The 14,065-nt window shown below is 69.6% G+C and carries 16 protein-coding genes, 1 tRNA gene and 1 pseudogene; 10 read left to right on the top strand and 8 right to left on the bottom strand.

Annotated features, from left to right (window positions below; all coding sequences use genetic code 11):
- Positions 1 to 36 precede the first annotated feature (36 nt).
- The 5 genes from CP975_RS13040 to CP975_RS13020 all read left to right on the top strand — a co-directional run bounded on the left by CP975_RS13040 (position 37) and on the right by CP975_RS13020 (position 3,386).
- Positions 37 to 1,053, top strand: coding sequence for a FecCD family ABC transporter permease (locus CP975_RS13040; protein WP_150477872.1), 1,017 nt, complete (start codon positions 37 to 39; stop codon positions 1,051 to 1,053).
- Positions 1,050 to 1,871 carry an ABC transporter ATP-binding protein gene (locus tag CP975_RS13035; RefSeq protein WP_055531312.1) on the top strand — a complete coding sequence of 274 codons (822 nt, stop codon included), beginning with the start codon at positions 1,050 to 1,052 and terminating at the stop codon, positions 1,869 to 1,871. The genes CP975_RS13040 and CP975_RS13035 overlap by 4 nt, the downstream gene beginning before the upstream one ends.
- A gap of 44 nt (positions 1,872 to 1,915) precedes the next feature.
- Positions 1,916 to 2,017 (top strand): putative leader peptide, encoded by a 102-nt coding sequence (locus CP975_RS36380; protein ID WP_324615449.1) that lies wholly within the window; start codon positions 1,916 to 1,918, stop codon positions 2,015 to 2,017.
- Between the two features lie 124 nt (positions 2,018 to 2,141).
- Positions 2,142 to 2,420: a MoaD/ThiS family protein gene (locus CP975_RS13025; protein WP_055531313.1), complete on the top strand. Its 279-nt coding sequence runs from the start codon at positions 2,142 to 2,144 to the stop codon at positions 2,418 to 2,420.
- Positions 2,421 to 2,432: 12 nt separating this feature from the next.
- Positions 2,433 to 3,386, top strand: coding sequence for a PLP-dependent cysteine synthase family protein (locus CP975_RS13020; RefSeq protein WP_055531314.1), 954 nt, complete (start codon positions 2,433 to 2,435; stop codon positions 3,384 to 3,386).
- A gap of 110 nt (positions 3,387 to 3,496) precedes the next feature.
- Here the strand turns inward: CP975_RS13020 and CP975_RS13015 are convergent, their stop codons facing one another.
- A complete protein-coding gene (locus CP975_RS13015) occupies positions 3,497 to 3,958 on the bottom strand; it encodes a type II toxin-antitoxin system PemK/MazF family toxin (protein ID WP_055531316.1) in 462 nt (153 codons plus the stop codon).
- 201 nt (positions 3,959 to 4,159) lie between these two features.
- On the opposite strand from CP975_RS13015, the gene CP975_RS13010 reads away from it, so the two are divergent.
- The gene (locus CP975_RS13010; RefSeq protein WP_055531318.1) at positions 4,160 to 4,912 is read left to right on the top strand and encodes an MBL fold metallo-hydrolase; all 753 of its coding nucleotides are present in this window, start codon (positions 4,160 to 4,162) and stop codon (positions 4,910 to 4,912) included.
- A 69-nt stretch (positions 4,913 to 4,981) separates the two neighbouring features.
- Here CP975_RS13010 and CP975_RS13005 read toward each other — a convergent pair whose 3' ends face one another.
- On the bottom strand, positions 4,982 to 6,256 hold the full coding sequence (locus CP975_RS13005; protein WP_055531320.1) for a PTS transporter subunit EIIC: 1,275 nt from the start codon (positions 6,254 to 6,256) through the stop codon (positions 4,982 to 4,984).
- Between the two features lie 256 nt (positions 6,257 to 6,512).
- A complete protein-coding gene (locus CP975_RS13000) occupies positions 6,513 to 7,826 on the bottom strand; it encodes a PTS transporter subunit EIIC (protein ID WP_055531322.1) in 1,314 nt (437 codons plus the stop codon).
- 236 nt (positions 7,827 to 8,062) lie between these two features.
- Between CP975_RS13000 and CP975_RS12995 the strand changes: the two are divergent.
- From CP975_RS12995 to rdgB, 4 genes and pseudogenes are all read left to right on the top strand, one after another.
- Positions 8,063 to 8,299 (top strand): annotated as a pseudogene (locus tag CP975_RS12995) (PTS sugar transporter subunit IIB); the annotation flags it as partial.
- Between the two features lie 97 nt (positions 8,300 to 8,396).
- A complete protein-coding gene (gene rph / locus CP975_RS12990; RefSeq protein ID WP_055531324.1) occupies positions 8,397 to 9,143 on the top strand; it encodes a ribonuclease PH in 747 nt (248 codons plus the stop codon).
- 149 nt (positions 9,144 to 9,292) lie between these two features.
- Positions 9,293 to 9,688 carry a hypothetical protein gene (locus tag CP975_RS12985; protein WP_030793493.1) on the top strand — a complete coding sequence of 132 codons (396 nt, stop codon included), beginning with the start codon at positions 9,293 to 9,295 and terminating at the stop codon, positions 9,686 to 9,688.
- Between the two features lie 34 nt (positions 9,689 to 9,722).
- Positions 9,723 to 10,325, top strand: coding sequence for an RdgB/HAM1 family non-canonical purine NTP pyrophosphatase (rdgB, locus tag CP975_RS12980; RefSeq protein WP_055531327.1), 603 nt, complete (start codon positions 9,723 to 9,725; stop codon positions 10,323 to 10,325).
- 57 nt (positions 10,326 to 10,382) lie between these two features.
- Here rdgB and CP975_RS12975 read toward each other — a convergent pair.
- The 5 genes from CP975_RS12975 to bcp all read right to left on the bottom strand — a co-directional run bounded on the left by CP975_RS12975 (position 10,383) and on the right by bcp (position 13,989).
- Positions 10,383 to 10,458, bottom strand: a tRNA-Leu gene (locus CP975_RS12975).
- A gap of 24 nt (positions 10,459 to 10,482) precedes the next feature.
- Positions 10,483 to 11,136 (bottom strand): HNH endonuclease signature motif containing protein, encoded by a 654-nt coding sequence (locus CP975_RS12970; RefSeq protein WP_070321221.1) that lies wholly within the window; start codon positions 11,134 to 11,136, stop codon positions 10,483 to 10,485.
- On the bottom strand, positions 11,133 to 11,753 hold the full coding sequence (locus tag CP975_RS12965) for an HNH endonuclease signature motif containing protein (RefSeq protein WP_055531329.1): 621 nt from the start codon (positions 11,751 to 11,753) through the stop codon (positions 11,133 to 11,135). Before CP975_RS12965 ends, CP975_RS12970 begins: the two co-directional genes overlap by 4 nt.
- Before the next feature lie 138 nt (positions 11,754 to 11,891).
- Positions 11,892 to 13,394: a glycine betaine/L-proline transporter ProP gene (gene proP, locus CP975_RS12960; RefSeq protein WP_055531331.1), complete on the bottom strand. Its 1,503-nt coding sequence runs from the start codon at positions 13,392 to 13,394 to the stop codon at positions 11,892 to 11,894.
- A 127-nt stretch (positions 13,395 to 13,521) separates the two neighbouring features.
- Positions 13,522 to 13,989 carry a thioredoxin-dependent thiol peroxidase gene (gene bcp / locus CP975_RS12955; protein ID WP_030793501.1) on the bottom strand — a complete coding sequence of 156 codons (468 nt, stop codon included), beginning with the start codon at positions 13,987 to 13,989 and terminating at the stop codon, positions 13,522 to 13,524.
- Positions 13,990 to 14,065: the final 76 nt, after the last annotated feature.

Genomic DNA, 14,065 nt, shown 5'->3' with positions numbered 1-14,065 from the left:
AAGGGCGACAGACGCAACTCCAAGGGGCGCCGCCTCCTGATCCTGACGGGACTGACCGCGGCCCTCGCGGCAGCGATACTCGCCGGCCTGGCTCTGGGCTCGGTCAGGATCCCCCCGAGCCAGGTCGTGGAGATCCTCACAGGGCGCGCGGAACCCTCCCCCTTCCGCACGATCGTCCTGGAGGTAAGACTCCCCAGGGTCCTGCTGGGCGCCACCGTAGGAGCCGGACTGGCAGTCATCGGCACCGTCCTCCAGGCGCTCGTCCGCAACCCCCTCGCCGACCCGTTCCTCCTGGGCGTCTCCTCGGGCGCCTCCGTAGGCGCGGTCTCGGCGATCGTCCTCGGCGGCGTCTTCGGCGTCGGCACCGCGCTGAGCACCGCCGTCACGATCCCCGCGGCCTCCTTCGTGGGCGCGCTGATCTCCCTGGCCCTCGTCTACGCCCTGGCCAGAAGCGGCGGCGGGGGCTTCGCCACCGGGCGGCTGATCCTCGCGGGCGTAGCCGTCTCGTACATCCTGACCGCGCTGACCAGCCTCATCCTCGTCACCGCCGACAGCGCCGACCACCTCAAGGAAGTCCTCTACTGGACGCTCGGCGGCCTCGGCAGCGCCCGGTGGGACATGCTCGCCCTGCCCTGCGTGGTCCTCGCCGTCGGCACGGCCCTGCTGATCGCGCTGGCCCGCCCGCTCGACCTGCTGCTCGTCGGCGAGGAGGGCGCCACCGTCCTCGGCCTGGACACGGCCCGCTTCCGCGCCGCCGTGTTCGTCCTCTCCTCGCTGCTGACCGGCGTCCTCGTCGCGTACAGCGGCGCCATCGGCTTCGTCGGCCTGATGGTGCCGCACGCCGCCCGGATGCTGGTCGGCGCCGCGCACCGCCCGCTGCTCCCGGTCGTGGCGCTGATGGGCGCGGTGTTCCTGGTCGTCGCCGACCTCGCCGCACGCACGGTCGCCGCGCCGCAGGACATCCCGGTCGGCGTGCTCACCGCGCTGACCGGCGGACCGTTCTTCCTCTGGCTGCTGCGCAGGGGCCAGAGCCACGAAGGGATGGCCACATGACGCTGCGCGTCGAGAACCTCGGCTACCGGACCCCGGGCGGGCTGCGCCTCCTCGACGGTGTCTCACTGGCCGTCGCCGAGGGCGAGACGGTCGGCGTCGTCGGCCCCAACGGCAGCGGCAAGACGACGCTGCTGCGCTGTGTGTACGGGGCGCTCACCCCGGCCGAGGGCCGCGTCCTGCTGGACGGGGCCGACCTGGCGGGGGTCGGCGCCAAGGCCCGCTCGCGGCACATCGCCACCGTCCCGCAGGACGGCCAGGCGGGCTTCGACCTCACCGTGCGGCAGGTCGTCGCGATGGGCCGCTCCCCGCACAAACGCTTCTGGGAGGGGGACACAAAGCGGGACGACGAGCTGGTGCGGGCCGCCCTCGGGCGCGTCGGCGCGAGCGCCCTGGCCGACCGCTCCTTCACGGCGCTCTCCGGTGGCGAACGCCAACGTGCCCTGGTGGCGCGGGCGTTGGTGCAGCAGTCGACGGTCCTGGTCCTCGACGAGCCGACCAACCACCTCGACATCCGCTACCAGCTGGAGATCCTCGCCCTGGTCGGCGGCCTCGGCACGGCCAATCTCCTCGCCCTGCACGACCTGAATCTCGCGGCGTACTACTGCGACCGCCTGTACGTCCTGCAAGGGGGCCGCCAGGTCGCGTCAGGCACCCCCAAGGAGGTCCTGACCAGCGAACTGCTCGCCGAGGTGTACGGCGTGACGGCGGACGTCGCGGTGCACCCGGCGACGGGGGCGCCGACAGTCACCTACCTCCCGCATCCAGGCGCACATCCAGGTGCGCATCCAGGTGATGGACGGAAAGTATCCACCATGTGAGATCACATTCCAGAACCCGGACCGGGAATCGATACGATGAGCGCATGGTTTCCCACGACGTGAGCGACAAGATGCCGGGCATGCTGCTCGTGGCGCGTCTGCACGTCGACCTGTGCAGGCTCAGCAGCGCCATCTGTCAGCGCTGACCCCTGCCGCCGTACGGCCGAGAAAAGGGCCGCGGCGCCCCACCGCGTACGAACGCGCAATCGGCGCACGACCGGGCCGCCGCGCGCCCACTCACCTGAACTCTTCCGACAGGAGCCCGCAGCCATGGCCATCGAGGTCCGCATCCCGACCATCCTCCGCACCTACACCGACGGCGAGAAGGCCGTCCAGGGCAGCGGTGGCACCCTCGCCGAGCTGTTCACCGACCTGGACTCGCGGCACGCGGGCATCGCCGAGCGCATCGTCGACGACGGCAAGCTGCGCCGCTTCGTGAACGTGTACCTCAACGACGAGGACGTCCGCTTCCTCGACGGCATCTCCACGAAGCTCTCCGACGGCGACAGCGTCACGATCCTGCCGGCCGTCGCCGGCGGCATGGTCTAGGCCCGATCCCGGATGCCTCGCTACGACTCCCCGCTCGCCGCGGTCGGCAACACGCCGCTCGTCCGCCTGCCGCGCCTGTCCCCGTCGGCCGACGTCCGCATCTGGGCCAAGCTGGAGGACCGCAACCCGACCGGTTCCATCAAGGACCGGCCCGCGCTGCACATGGTCGAACAGGCCGAGAAGGACGGCCGGTTGACACCCGGCTGCACGATCCTGGAGCCGACCTCCGGCAACACCGGCATCTCACTCGCCATGGCGGCCAAGCTCAAGGGCTACCGCATCGTGTGCGTCATGCCGGAGAACACCTCGCAGGAGCGGCGCGACCTGCTCGCCATGTGGGGCGCCGAGATCATCTCCTCCCCGGCGGCCGGGGGCTCCAACACCGCGGTCCGCGTCGCCAAGGAACTGGCGGCCGAGCACCCGGACTGGGTGATGCTCTACCAGTACGGCAACCCCGACAACGCGGGCGCCCACTACGCCACGACGGGCCCCGAGGTCCTCGCCGACCTCCCCTCGATCACCCACTTCGTGGCGGGCCTCGGCACGACGGGCACGCTCATGGGCGTCGGCCGCTATCTGCGCGAGCAGAAGCCGGACATCAAGATCGTCGCCGCCGAGCCGCGCTACGACGACCTCGTCTACGGCCTGCGCAACCTCGACGAGGGCTTCGTCCCCGAGCTGTACGACGCCTCCGTCCTGACCACCCGCTTCTCCGTCGGCTCGGCCGACGCGGTGACGCGCACCCGCGAACTCCTCCAGCAGGAGGGGATCTTCGCGGGCGTCTCCACGGGCGCCGCGCTGCACGCGGCGATCGGCGTCGGCAACAAGGCGGTGAAGGCGGGCGAGAGCGCCGACATCGTCTTCGTCGTCGCCGACGGCGGCTGGAAGTACCTCTCGACGGGCGTCTACACCGCGGAGACGACCGAGGCGGCCATCGAAACACTCCAGGGCCAGCTGTGGGCCTAGCCGGGTGCGGTTCATCACCGGCTCCGCCGAGTTCGTCCTCAAACGCCGGACGGGCTTGAAACCACGCTGCCCGGGGCGGTTCACCGGCCCGGGCAGCGGCATATCGACGCTCAGCCCGCCAGGTACCGCACCTGATCCCACACCACCGGATCCACCGCCCCGGCCCTGCGCCGGAACTCCCACAGCGGTACGTCCCTCAGCTCGTCCGTCTCCAGAAAGCTGGGGCGCCCCTCCGCGTCGCCCACCGAACCCGGCGGCAGCGGAATCACACCCGCCCGCTCGTCGTGGTACCTGCTGGTGATCTTCGCGACCCGAGCGCTCTCCCCGCGCACGGACAGGACCAGACACGGCCGGTCCTTCCCGCCGGGGCCGTCCTCGAACGGCACCCGCGCCCACCAGATCTCCGCGGGCCGCGGCGCGGGAAGCCGCCGCCGCGGCCCACGCGGCGGCCGGGTCCGGCCCGGCGGACGGGTGCTCCGCCGCCGGGGCCCGCGGCCCCATCCGTCCACCAGCGCGACGACCAGCGCGAGCACCACGACGGCGGCGAGCGCCAGCCACCAGGACGTGTCCATAGCCACGACGGTACCGGCGCACTCCCCATACCGCCCGCCACTCCACCACCCGCCCCGTGCGCCACCCGAACCGGTGACACCGCAGGTGAGTTCCCCCACAACGGCCCGCGACGGAGGAGCGACCGCGCCTTTCGCGCCTTACGCTCGACGGACCGCACACCCACCCCCCAGCTCCCTCGCCAGCGCGGAGGTCCCAGCTTCATGAAGCTCACCGTCGTCGGCTGCTCGGGGTCGTTTCCGTCCGCGGAGTCGGCCTGCTCGAGCTACCTCGTCGAGGCCGACGGCTTCCGGTTGCTGCTCGACATGGGCAACGGCGCCCTCGGCGAGCTGCAGCGCCACATCGGTCTCTACGACCTCGACGCGATCTTCCTCAGCCATCTGCACGCCGATCACTGCATCGACATGTGCGCGTACTTCGTCGCGCGCTACTACCGGCACGAGGGAGGCCGCTGCGCCCCCATCCCGGTCTACGGCCCCGAGGGCACCGAGCAGCGTCTGACGACCGCGTACGCGGACACGCCGTCGGCCTCCTCGATGAGCGAGGTCTTCGACTTCCACACGGTCAAGCCGGCCTCGTTCGACATCGGCCCGTTCTCGGTGCGCACGGAGAAGATGTGCCACCCCGTCGAGGCGTACGCCATCCGCGTCGGGCACGCCGGGAAGACCCTCACCTACTCCGGTGACACCGGCCCCTGCGCGCCCCTGGACGAGCTGGCCGCCGGCACCGACCTCTTCCTGTGCGAGGCGGCCTTCACCCACGGCAAGGAGAACATCCCCGACCTCCACCTGAACGGCCGCGAGGCGGGGGAGTCCGCGCAGCGCGCGGGCGCGGGAAGGCTGCTGCTCACCCACATCCCGCCGTGGACCGACCCCCAGGTGAACCTCGCGGACGCCCGCGCGGTGTACGGGGGGCCGGTGGAACTCGCGGCGCCCGGCGCGTCGTACGAGGTCTGACTCCGGGCACGGCGAAGGCCCCGGAACCGAACCGGTTCCGGGGCCTTCGCCGTTCAGCTGGGCCGCAGGCTACTTCGCCTCGGCCTTCTGGAGCTCGGCCAGTTCCTCGTCGGACTCGCGGCCCGGCGTCGGAAGGTTGAACTTGGTGATCGCGAAGCGGAAGACCACGTAGTAGACCGCGGCGAAGCAGAGGCCGACCAGGGCCAGGCCCCACGGGTTCTTGGCGATGCCGAGGTTGAGGAAGAAGTCGACCGCGCCCGCCGAGAAGCCGAAGCCGTCCTTCATGCCGAGCGCCCAGGTCAGCGCCATGGAGACACCGGTGAGCACCGCGTGGATCGCGTACAGGACCGGCGCGATGAACATGAAGGTGAACTCGATCGGCTCGGTCACACCGGTCACGAACGCGGTGGCCGCGAGGGAGAACATCATGCCGCCGACGACCTTGCGGCGCTCGGGACGGGCGCAGTGGACGATCGCGAGGCAGGCCGCGGGGAGGGCGAACATCATGATCGGGAAGAAGCCGGTCATGAACTGGCCCGCGCTCGGGTCGCCGTGCAGGAAGCGGGCGATGTCGCCGTGGTAGTCCGTGCCGCCGTCCTTGTACGTGCCCGCTTGGAACCACGGGAAGGAGTTCAGCAGGTGGTGCATGCCGATCGGGATCAGCGCGCGGTTGGCGACACCGAAGACACCGGCGCCGACGGCGCCCGAACCGACCAGCCACTCACTGAAGTTGTGCAGACCGGTGCCGAGGACCGGCCAGATCAGGCCGAAGACGATGCCCGCGACCAGACCCGCGAAGGCCGACAGGATCGGGACAAGGCGGCGGCCGCCGAAGAACCCGGCCCAGTCGGGCAGCTTGGTCCGGTAGAACTTCTGGTACAGCAGGGCGACGATGATGCCCATGACGACGCCGCCGAGCACACCCGCGTTGACCGGCGCCTCGTTCATGACGATCTTGCCGTCGACGACGGAGGCGACCTTCGGCAGGTTCTTGTCCGTGAAGGTGGCGAGCACCTTCTGGAAGACCAGGTAGCCGGTCACGGCGGCGAGGGCCGTCGAACCGTCCGACTTCTTGGCGAAGCCGATCGCGATGCCGACGCAGAACAGCAGCGCCATGTTGTCGAGCAGCGCGCCACCGCCCGCCGCCATGTAGCTCGCGAGCTTGTTGATGAAGGTCGGGAAGGACTCCCGGCCCAGCATGTCGTCCTGGCCGAAACGGACCAGGAGGGCTGCGGCGGGCAGCACGGCGACCGGCAGCATCAGGCTGCGGCCGATGCGCTGCATGACAGCCATCGCGCCGGAGCCCTTCTTCTTGGCCGCGGGGGCGGCACTGGCCGTGGACACAACTTCCTCCAGTGGGCAAGGCGCCGCCTGGGGACAGTTAAGTGGGGGACGGCGGCGTCTCCGGGGGACGCGACGAGAAGGCCGCGTGGTCTACACCATTGAGTGGTGTAGACCTGTTGTAGCACGGTGAAGGTGACGTAAGGAACCCGCGATTCCTGTGGGCTCGGCCATATCCGTATATGACTGGCCAAAGGCCCCCGGACCCGAGGTCCGAGGGCCATGCGAAGAAGTCGGGGAGCCGCTCAGCAGCGCCGCGTCAGGCCTTGGTCTGCTCCCGGTCCAGGGCCTCCGCCTCTTCCTGTGGTTCACGCCCCGGAGTCGCCAGATCGAACTTGGTGATGACGAAGCGGAATACGAAGTAGTACACGACGCCGAAGCCGAGCCCGATCAGAATGATCAGCCAGGGCTTCGTCGCCAGACTCCAGTTGATGACGTAGTCGATCAGCCCCGCGGAGAAGCTGAAGCCGTCCTTCACGCCCAGCGCCCACGTCACCGCCATCGAGACGCCGGTCAGCACCGCGTGCAGCGCGTACAGCAGCGGCGCGATGAAGAGGAACGAGTACTCGATCGGCTCGGTGATGCCCGTGACGAACGACGTCAGACCGACCGAGAGCATCATGCCGCCGACCACCTTGCGCCGCTCCGGGCGCGCGCAGTGCGTGATCGCGAGCGCCGCCGCGGGCAACGCGAACATCATGATCGGGAAGAAGCCCGAGGTGAACTGGCCCGCCGTCGGATCGCCCGCGAGGAACCGGTTGATGTCGCCGTGCACCATCGTGCCGTCCGGCTTCGTGTAGTCGCCGAACTGGAACCACACGAACGTATTCAGGAACTGGTGAAGCCCGACCGTGAGCAGCGCGCGGTTGGCGACGCCGAAGATGCCCGAGCCCAGCCAGCCCAGATCCACCAGCCACTTGGAGAAGCTGGTCAGCGCGTCACCCACCGGCGGCCAGATCCAGACGCACAGCCCCGCGAAGATCAGCCCGACGAAGGCCATGATGATCGGCACCAGCCGACGGCCGTTGAAGAAGCCGAGCCAGTCGACCAGCTTCACGCGGTGGTAGCGCTGCCAGAACCACGCGGCGAGCAGACCCATCACGATGCCGCCGAACACCCCCGGATTCTGGTACGCGGCCTGCGCCACCGTGCCGTCCTCCGCGACACAGACGCCGCTCCACATCCCGGCCGCGCCGAACGTCGTATCCGCGGGGCAGTCCTCGGGGAAGGCGCGCAGCACCGCGTAGTACACGAGGAAACCCGCGACCGCGGCGAGCGCCGTCGAACCGTCCGCCTTCTTCGCCATGCCGATCGCGACACCGACGCAGAACAGCAGCGGCAGACCGAGGGAGGAGTCGAGCAGGGAGCCGCCCGCCGCGGCGAAGACCTTGGCCACGTTCGTCCAGCCGAGCCCGTCGTCACCGAAGACGTCCGGCTGGCCGAGGCGGTTGAGGATGCCGGCGGCCGGCAGCACCGCGATGGGCAGCTGGAGGCTGCGGCCCATCTTCTGCAAGCCCTGGAACAGGCCGTTCCACCACTTCTTCCGCGGCACCGCTGCGGCGTCGGAACTCATCGGCGTCCTCCCGGGACAGGCCTGGTTTGGCGGTCGCCCTAGACTGGTGTAGACCAGTTGGGAACGGGTGGGAGCGCCGCCTCCGGCAGGGGGCGACACCTTGATCGTCATCATGGGGCGCGTGCGCCGTGACCGCCCGCGAAGATGGTCCAACCGTGCGTTAACGTGACAGAGCGGACCGTCACACAGCGGACCTACGGCCTGCTGAGGCCGCGTCCTTTGGAACCAGGGAGAAACACATGGCCAGCAAGGCTGAGAAGATCGTCGCCGGGCTCGGCGGCATCGACAACATCGAAGAGGTCGAGGGCTGCATCACCCGCCTGCGCACCGAGGTCATCAACCCCGACCTCGTCGACGACGCCGCGCTGAAGGCCGCAGGCGCCCACGGCGTCGTCAAGATGGGCACCGCGATCCAGGTCGTCATCGGCACCGACGCCGACCCGATCGCCGCGGACATCGAAGACATGATGTGAGTTCCTGACTCGCACAGGTGAGGGGCCCTTCCCCGGCCGAGGCACCGGCCGGGGAAGGGCCCCTCACCCATGCCCCGGGTCCCGATAGGCTCAGCCCATGTCCTCTACGCCCTCCCCCCGCATCGACGGCCGCACGCCCGAACAACTCCGCCCCATCACCATCGAACGCGGCTGGAGCAAGCACGCCGAGGGCTCCGTCCTCATCTCCTTCGGCGACACCAAGGTCTTCTGCACCGCCTCCGTCACCGAAGGCGTCCCGCGCTGGCGCAAGGGCAGCGGCGAGGGCTGGGTCACCGCCGAGTACTCGATGCTGCCCCGCTCCACCAACACCCGCGGCGACCGCGAAGCCGTCCGCGGCAAGATCGGCGGCCGCACGCACGAGATCTCCCGCCTCATCGGCCGCAGCCTGCGCGCCGTCATCGACTACAAGTCGCTCGGCGAGAACACCATCGTCCTCGACTGCGACGTCCTCCAGGCCGACGGCGGCACCCGCACCGCCGCCATCACCGGCGCCTACGTCGCCCTCGCCGACGCCGTCGCCTGGGCCCAGGGCAAGAAGCTCATCAAGGCGGGCCGCAAGCCCCTCACCGACACCGTCTCCGCCGTCTCCGTCGGCATCGTCGGCGGCGTGCCCCTCCTCGACCTCTGCTACGAGGAGGACGTCAAGGCCGACACCGACATGAACGTCGTCTGCACCGGCGACGGCCGCTTCGTCGAGGTCCAGGGCACCGCCGAGGCCGAGCCCTTCGACCGCAAGGAGCTCAACGCGCTCCTCGACCTCGCCGTCGGCGGCTGCGAGGACCTCGCCGCCTTCCAGCGCGAGGCGCTGGCCGCCACGCGCTAGGGCGTTACCGGCGGGGCGGGCAGCGACGTACGTCACGCATCTCTTAAGCGACACTGGAGCAACCGACAACCCCCTGCCGGGCGTTGTTACGAGTACGGGCGCGCGGACAAAGCCGGGCGCCCGTACGCACCCCGGGGAGGGACCGAACCATGGCCGCGCGCCACCGTCGTATCGCCACCGCTGTCGCCACAGCCCTGATCGTCGTACCGGCAGGCGTCGGCCTCGTCGGCTGCGACGCCGTCTCGAAGGCCCTGGACTGCGTCCAGACCGCCGACACGATCGCCGACAGCGTCACCGACCTGCAACAGGCCGTCGAGAACGCCGGCGACAACCCCGCCGAGGCCGACCGGGCGCTCGACGACATCGGCAAGAACCTCGACAAGATCAGCGACAAGACCGACGACGCCGACGTCAACAAGGCCGTCGACGACCTCGACAAGGCCGTCGACAACGTCCGTGACGCCATCAAGAGCGGCGACAACACCCCCGACGTCAGCCCGGTCACCGACGCGGCGGGCGAACTCACCAAGGTCTGCACGCCGTGACGGGCGCGGGTCCGCTCCCCGGGATACTGGGGGCATGACCCGCCTCATCCTCGCCACCCGCAACACCGGCAAGATCACGGAACTGAGGGCGATCCTCGCCGACGCAGGCCTGACCCACGACCTCGTCGGCGCGGACGCCTACCCCGAGATCCCCGACGTCAGGGAAACCGGCGTCACCTTCGCCGAGAACGCCCTCCTCAAGGCACACGCCCTCGCCCGCGCCACCGGCCTGCCCGCCGTCGCCGACGACTCGGGCCTGTGCGTCGACGTACTCGGCGGTGCCCCCGGCATCCTCTCCGCCCGCTGGTCGGGCCGCCACGGCGACGACCGGGCCAACCTGGACCTGCTCCTGGCCCAGCTGTCCGACATCTCCCCGGAACACCGGGGCGCCCACTTCGCCTGCGCGGCGGCCCTGGCGCTGCCGGACGGCACGGAACGCGTGGTGGAGGGCCGGCTGCGCGGCACCCTGCGCACGGCCCCCGCGGGCTCCGGCGGCTTCGGCTACGACCCGATCCTCCAGCCGGAGGGCGAGACCCGCACATGCGCGGAGCTGACGGCGGACGAGAAGAACGCGATCAGCCATCGCGGGGAGGCGTTCCGGGGGTTGGTGCCGGTGGTGCGGGAGTTGTTGGGCTGAGGGCCCACACATGCCGAAGGCCCGGCTCGCGGGGCGCGAGCCGGGCCTTCGGTCTGGTGGTACGCCCGGTCGGATTCGAACCGACAGACACGTCGACCTAAACGACGCCGCTCAGCCTTTGGCGTACGGGCGCAGGTCGCTGTACAGCTTACTGTCCCTACGGGCGCGTACGGGAGCGAACGGCGAAAGATGTTGTCTGGCTGTGGCATGAGGGGCAGAGGTACCGCAGATTCACGCGCCTGTTGTCCAGACGGTCCCCGTTGATGTGGTCGATCTCCAGAACCAGCCGCATTCCCTGCCGGATCTCGCCCAGACCGCATGCGGCGCACACGTGCGGAACTCCGCTGTCGTCGAGTGCCCTGCGCAGGAGGTGGGTGCGCGTACGAGCCGAGCCGCCGTCGAGCCGGATGAGGATCTCATCGGCGCCCTTGGTGGTGGGCGGGCGCCGGCCGGCGTTGTGACCCTGTCCCATGAAGTGCTCCGTGGAGAGCCCGTATTCATCGATGCTGCGTTTGGCCTTGGCACGCCCGGCTCCGCCCAACGGGGGCAGTCCGAGCCGTCGCATCAGGTCGGCCAAGCCATGGGAGGCAGCCACGGCACGAGTGAATTCCTCTTCGGGAAAGAGATCGGCGCCGCGCGTGGCGCGCGGTGCGGCGAAGTGACTGGTGTCGATGCCGTAGTGGCCGAGCCGTGAACGCAGGTATCCCTGGGGCCCACTGCCCATGGGGGCGCCGACGCGCCGCATCAGGTCGACGAGGCTGGTGGAGACGGCAGCGGCCGATTCCAGCAGCTCACGTGGGTACTTGCTCATGCCGACCTCCGCTTGCGGCCCCGGTAGGTGTCTGTCACCGCGTGACAGTTGGGGCAGAGGAGGCGCAGGTTCTCCGCTCGGTTGTCCCACCAGTCTCCGTTGATGTGGTCGACCTCCAGCCGGAGCGGGCGCCCGTTCCACTCCGTGCCGGTCCCGCACCGGGCGCAGTGCTCGGCCACCCCGGTCCGCAGCAGCGCTCGGCGCAGCCGCTCACCGGGGACACGCCCGTCGTCCGGATCGCGGAGTGCCAGGACGTCCCTCGCCGCTCCGGGCCTCCTGGGGCCGGGAGGGCGGAAATGCGAGGTGTCGATGCCCAGCTTCACGATCCGACGGCTGATGTGTGTGTGGTTGCCGCCGACGTTGCTGATCCCCAGCCGCCGCACGACGTCCCTGATGCTGTACGAGTCCGCCACAGCGGCTCGCAGCGCTTCTTCGGTGTGCCGCACCCAACGCTGGGGGAAGTGCGAGATGTCGATGCCCGCGTCCACCATCACCTGCCGTACGTAGCGCTTGCTGTAGCGCGTCGGCTCACCCCCACACCACCGCACCGCCTCATCGCACGTCCTGGTCTCCCGTGCTGCTTCCTCCAGCAGCTCGCGGGTGTAGCGAACCGGCATGTCATCCCCTCCTCCCGACCACGCCTTCGTGGCCCGTACGGAGTGACGAACCGTTTATCGGACCGTCACGCCCGATATGCAGAACGGCCCGCCCCACTTGTACGAGCGGGGCGGGCCGTGGCGCGGTGCGGGGGCGGGTCAGAACCTGGGGGACGGGGACTGGGCCTCCACCAGTTCCGCCGCCTCCTCCTTCGACTCCACCGACGGCGGCGAGCCCGACAGCGGCTGCTGGGCCGTCTCCTTCATGCAGGCCACCGCGATGATGCCGACCAGCGCCGCCGCCATCGAGTAGTACGCCGGGACCATGTCCGTGCCCGTGATGCTGATCAGGGACGTGATGACCAGGGGGGCCGTGCCGCCGAAGAGGGAGGCGGAGAGGTTGTAGCCGACGGAGAGGGAGCCGTAGCGGACCGAGGTGGGGAAGAGGGCCGGGAGCGTCGCCGACATCGTGCCGAGCAGGCAGACCAGGGAGAGGCCGAGGAGGAGCATGCCGGCGGAGACCGCGAGCAGGCTGCCCTGCTTGATCAGGAGGAAGGCCGGGACGGAGATGACCAGGAAGCCCACCATGCCGGTCATCAGCAGCGGCTTGCGGCCGAAGCGGTCGGAGAGCCTGCCGACCTGGTTCATGATCAGCATCAGGACGATCATCGTGCCGATGAGGATCAGGAGGCCGTGGGAGTCGTCGTAGCCGAGTTCGTCGGAGAGGTACGTCGGCATGTACGACAGCAGCATGTAGTCGGTGACGTTGTACGCGCCGACCAGGGCGATGCAGAGGATCAGCGTGGGCCAGTGCTGCCGGAAGATCTTCGCGAGGTCGCCCTTGGCCGTGGTCTCCACGGTGGCGGCGCCCTCGGACGCCGAGTGGAAGGTGGCGTCCTCCATCTTCTGGAAGGCGGGGGTCTCGTCGAGCTTGAGGCGGAGGTAGAGGCCGACCAGCCCGAGCGGGCCCGCGACGAGGAACGGGATGCGCCAGCCCCAGGAGTCCATCGCGTCCGAGCCGAGGGCGGTGTTCAGGATGAGGACCAGACCCGCCGCGCCCGTGTAACCGGCGAGCGTGCCGATCTCCAGGAAGCTGCCGAAGTAGCCGCGCCGCTTGTCGGGGGCGTACTCGGCGATGAACGTGGACGCGCCCCCGTACTCACCGCCCGTCGAGAAGCCCTGCACCAGGCGGAAGAAGATCAGCAGGACCGGCGCCCAGAAGCCGATCGTGGCGTAGGAGGGGATCAGGCCGATGGCGAGTGTGCCGATCGCCATCAGGATCATCGTCAGCGCGAGGACCTTCTTGCGGCCGATCTTGTCGCCCATGGGTCCGAAGACCATGCCGCCGATGGGGCGTACGAGGAAGGACACCGCGAAGGTGGCGAAGGAGGAGATCAGCTGGGCCGTCTCGTTCCCGGAAGGGAAGAAGACGTGGCCGATGGTGACGGCCAGATAGCTGTAGATGCCGAAGTCGAACCACTCCATGGCATTGCCGAGCGAGGCCGCTTTGACGGCCCGCTTGACCGCGGCCTCGTCCGTCACCGTGATGTCGGTGCGGCGCAGGGGAGGGTTCTTGCGCCGGTTGGCAGCCCGGAACAGCGTGCGGTGGCGTCTCATCGCCTCCGGGTCGGCCTCGGCGTCGAGCTCTTCGTGGGCCGCCATGGAGTGGTTCCTTTCGTTCTTCGTACAAGTTCCCCGTGTGGTCACTTGCTCGAAGATGGCCGTTGCAAACGAAAGCCCCTCGCGAGAGGGGCTTACGTCACATCACGGCTCGGGCGGCCGGAACGGCTCAGACGCCGAGGTCCCTGATGATCTTGGCCACGTGGCCGGTCGCCTTCACGTTGTAGAACGCGTGCTCGACCTTGCCCTGTTCGTCGACCACGACGGTCGAACGGATGACGCCGGTCACCGTCTTGCCGTACAGCTTCTTCTCGCCGAAGGCGCCGTACGCCTCCAGGGTCTCCTTGGAGGGGTCGCCGACCAGCGTGACCTTCAGGCTCTCCTTCTCGCGGAACTTCGCGAGCTTCTCCGGCTTGTCCGGCGACACGCCGATGACGTCGTACCCGGCCGCCGCGAGCACGTCGAGGTTGTCGGTGAAGTCGCAGGCCTGCTTGGTGCAGCCGGGGGTCAGGGCGGCCGGGTAGAAGTACACGATGACCTTGCGGCCCTTGTGGTCGGCCAGCGAGACGTCCTTGCCGTCGGCGTCGGGCAGGGTGAAGGCGGGGGCGGTGTCGCCGGGCTGAAGTCGCTCGCTCATCTTCGGTCTCCTCGCGGGGGGCGTACGCAAAAGGTGTGGTGACGGAGTCGAGCGTAATAGGGGTGCCGTGGGGTGC

It is taken from the genome of Streptomyces alboniger (genome assembly GCF_008704395.1).
GTDB classification, from domain to species: domain Bacteria; phylum Actinomycetota; class Actinomycetes; order Streptomycetales; family Streptomycetaceae; genus Streptomyces; species Streptomyces alboniger.
The sequence above is the reverse complement of the archived record's forward strand: the minus strand, read 5'-3'. Positions and strand labels throughout refer to the sequence as shown.

Excerpts from the sequence above, each read along its gene's own strand:
- CP975_RS13015 (WP_055531316.1), bottom strand. The coding sequence starts at position 3,958 with ATGGACACGTCCTGGTGGCTGGCGCTCGCCGCCGTCGTGGTGCTCGCG.
- CP975_RS13025 (WP_055531313.1), top strand. The coding sequence starts at position 2,142 with ATGGCCATCGAGGTCCGCATCCCGACCATCCTCCGCACCTACACCGAC.
- CP975_RS12970 (WP_070321221.1), bottom strand. The coding sequence starts at position 11,136 with ATGAGCAAGTACCCACGTGAGCTGCTGGAATCGGCCGCTGCCGTCTCC.
- rph (WP_055531324.1), top strand. The coding sequence starts at position 8,397 with ATGTCCTCTACGCCCTCCCCCCGCATCGACGGCCGCACGCCCGAACAA.
- CP975_RS13010 (WP_055531318.1), top strand. The coding sequence starts at position 4,160 with ATGAAGCTCACCGTCGTCGGCTGCTCGGGGTCGTTTCCGTCCGCGGAG.
- CP975_RS13000 (WP_055531322.1), bottom strand. The coding sequence starts at position 7,826 with ATGAGTTCCGACGCCGCAGCGGTGCCGCGGAAGAAGTGGTGGAACGGC.
- CP975_RS13020 (WP_055531314.1), top strand. The coding sequence starts at position 2,433 with ATGCCTCGCTACGACTCCCCGCTCGCCGCGGTCGGCAACACGCCGCTC.
- CP975_RS36380 (WP_324615449.1), top strand. The coding sequence starts at position 1,916 with ATGGTTTCCCACGACGTGAGCGACAAGATGCCGGGCATGCTGCTCGTG.
- proP (WP_055531331.1), bottom strand. The coding sequence starts at position 13,394 with ATGGCGGCCCACGAAGAGCTCGACGCCGAGGCCGACCCGGAGGCGATG.
- CP975_RS12965 (WP_055531329.1), bottom strand. The coding sequence starts at position 11,753 with ATGCCGGTTCGCTACACCCGCGAGCTGCTGGAGGAAGCAGCACGGGAG.
- bcp (WP_030793501.1), bottom strand. The coding sequence starts at position 13,989 with ATGAGCGAGCGACTTCAGCCCGGCGACACCGCCCCCGCCTTCACCCTG.
- CP975_RS13035 (WP_055531312.1), top strand. The coding sequence starts at position 1,050 with ATGACGCTGCGCGTCGAGAACCTCGGCTACCGGACCCCGGGCGGGCTG.
- rdgB (WP_055531327.1), top strand. The coding sequence starts at position 9,723 with ATGACCCGCCTCATCCTCGCCACCCGCAACACCGGCAAGATCACGGAA.
- CP975_RS12985 (WP_030793493.1), top strand. The coding sequence starts at position 9,293 with ATGGCCGCGCGCCACCGTCGTATCGCCACCGCTGTCGCCACAGCCCTG.